The 1,980-nt window shown below is 35.4% G+C and carries 3 protein-coding genes; all 3 read left to right on the top strand.

What is annotated here, in order from left to right:
* Window positions 1-458, top strand: a 458-nt coding sequence (locus I6F65_RS21220) for a hypothetical protein (RefSeq protein WP_197114804.1), incomplete at its 5' end; no start/stop codon positions are given.
* Window positions 436-1,281 carry an immunity 49 family protein gene (locus tag I6F65_RS21215; RefSeq protein ID WP_197114803.1) on the top strand — a complete coding sequence of 282 codons (846 nt, stop codon included), beginning with the start codon at window positions 436-438 and terminating at the stop codon, window positions 1,279-1,281. The genes I6F65_RS21220 and I6F65_RS21215, both read left to right, overlap by 23 nt.
* Before the next feature lie 128 nt (window positions 1,282-1,409).
* The gene (locus I6F65_RS21210; protein ID WP_197114802.1) at window positions 1,410-1,703 is read left to right on the top strand and encodes a DUF6795 domain-containing protein; all 294 of its coding nucleotides are present in this window, start codon (window positions 1,410-1,412) and stop codon (window positions 1,701-1,703) included.
* Window positions 1,704-1,980: the final 277 nt, after the last annotated feature.

Below are 1,980 nucleotides of genomic sequence, written 5' to 3'. Positions count from 1 at the left end.
GATATATTCTTAACCTAAAAATTAAATTTTATAGCACAGTTTTATTTGTTCAATTAGAGTGGCTGTCTGGTTTAATTGACACAAGAGGCAGCCGTAAAACAGAAGATGGTCTACAGGCTGAGCAAGGCTCACCTGAATATCGTGAAAGTATAATTACAAACATGAAGAAAAAGATTAAAGATGCAGAAGAAGATCCGCGTTTTGATTCTAATTCTGATAAGTACGATCCTAAATTTGAAAAGCAAGTGCAAGATTTAGGTGAAACACTGGACAAGCTACTAGATGTTGAAGATGGAGATGGAGATGGAGAGTTAATTAGCACTAAACTAGTTAGTCAACGTTTAAATGACGATGGCTCTCTAAAATTAGAAGCAGGTGGTTCTTTAAAAGTAGAAGCTGAACTAAGTTCATTTAAAAACGACAAATGGGTACCAAATGATGATAAAAAGACATTATGAAGCAAAAATTATAGAATTAGTCATTAAAGATATTAATAGATTTGAAAAGCGGATACCCAAAAAGATAAATACTATTAAAAATAAAAATAGTGGTAAAGTTATTGGTAGTTCTATTCAAGACGCATTAGATGCCTTTGCAGATTCTGTCGTTGCTGAATACGATCACTCAGATCAATTGCGTTATCTCATGCTGCTTAAAGAGTTTGGTGCAGCAAATTTTGAGTTTGTTATGCGTGTTGATGAAACTTTTTCCGTTACTATTGATGGTGAAACCTTTGAATTGACGGGTGGTCATAAAACCTCGCATATGAACACAGGGGCGTGGGAAAAAGCATTTTACAGCGCAGTCATTTTACGTGATCGCTCAGCAATCCACTCTTTGAGAGAAGTTAATGAAACCGTTTTTTTAAATGCCAATCTCAAGTGTAATACTTTTGATTTGGCGTTGGTTAATATTATGCAAAACTTATTTACCGGCGGTGCGGATATGGGGGACCTGCTAGAAAAGGCATTACTAGCCGACGATCCTGACAATGATCGCCTGCCTTATTCTTACCATATTTTATTACCTTTAATAGCAGTATATCGTTGTATTTTTACCCCCGATGCTGAGGGCGAATTTAATAGCGAAATGCGTGATGCATTAGGAAAACATAAAGATTTTTGGAAAAAAGATAGCTACGCAAAGCAAGGTTGGATTTCTTTGCCTTTAATTGCAGCAGCAGCGTTTGCTTACGACCGAAACGGTTACAAATTAGATTTTGAAACTGATTACATCCCTAATTGGCTAGTGACGGGTGAATTTTTACCGGAAGACAAATAACTAACAGAATTAAAACAAGAATAACAAAGACACCCACTTTAATAGTGAGTGTTAAATTCTGAATATTAAAAGTAATTTGCTTTAGATTATAAGCGTTTTTTGTATATGTAAATGGAGATCTAATCATTATGTTTGGTCTAATAAAAAAATATAGTGTTCATATGTGTTCTGAAGTTAAAGGAGTACTTACTTTAAAAGGTGCTCCTGTTGAAGGGGCTTTAATCAAACGTAATTTATTATTTGCGAATAAGGTTGAAAAAGAAGATCAGGTAACTACAGGTTACGATGGATCTTTTTATTTGCCAGAAGTGGTTATTGATTCAAAAAAGCCAATGGGGTCACCCATTAGAAAATTCCGGTCAAGCAGGCAGCTGTGTTTTCTTGATCTTTTTATTCAAAAACCAAGTGTTCTTATTATTTAAACTCAATTTAAATATGACTACGCACCTAGTAATGACGTCGATTGGTGTGAATATGCACCAGTCACCCATATGAATTTAGGCAGTTTAATTAAGCATTATTGATGATTAATTAAGGCCCTTGGCTTTCGCCTCAGTCATCGTTTAGTACCAATGTCAGTCCAGTTTCTGGCTGTGTTTACACACTGCGCTGTAACAAGTCTGTGGTTTATGCTTACACATAACCAACCCTTTGTGGCTCAAACATTGGGCATATCCAGTATTTAAAATATGAGCGGTT

The sequence above is a fragment of the Pseudoalteromonas sp. SWXJZ94C genome (assembly GCF_015864385.1).
GTDB lineage: Bacteria > Pseudomonadota > Gammaproteobacteria > Enterobacterales > Alteromonadaceae > Pseudoalteromonas.
The sequence above is the reverse complement of the archived record's forward strand: the minus strand, read 5'-3'. Positions and strand labels throughout refer to the sequence as shown.

What these genes read in the sequence shown, in the direction of transcription:
- I6F65_RS21215 (WP_197114803.1), top strand. Translation starts at nt 436, where the DNA reads ATGATGATAAAAAGACATTATGAAGCAAAAATTATAGAATTAGTCATT.
- I6F65_RS21210 (WP_197114802.1), top strand. Translation starts at nt 1,410, where the DNA reads ATGTTTGGTCTAATAAAAAAATATAGTGTTCATATGTGTTCTGAAGTT.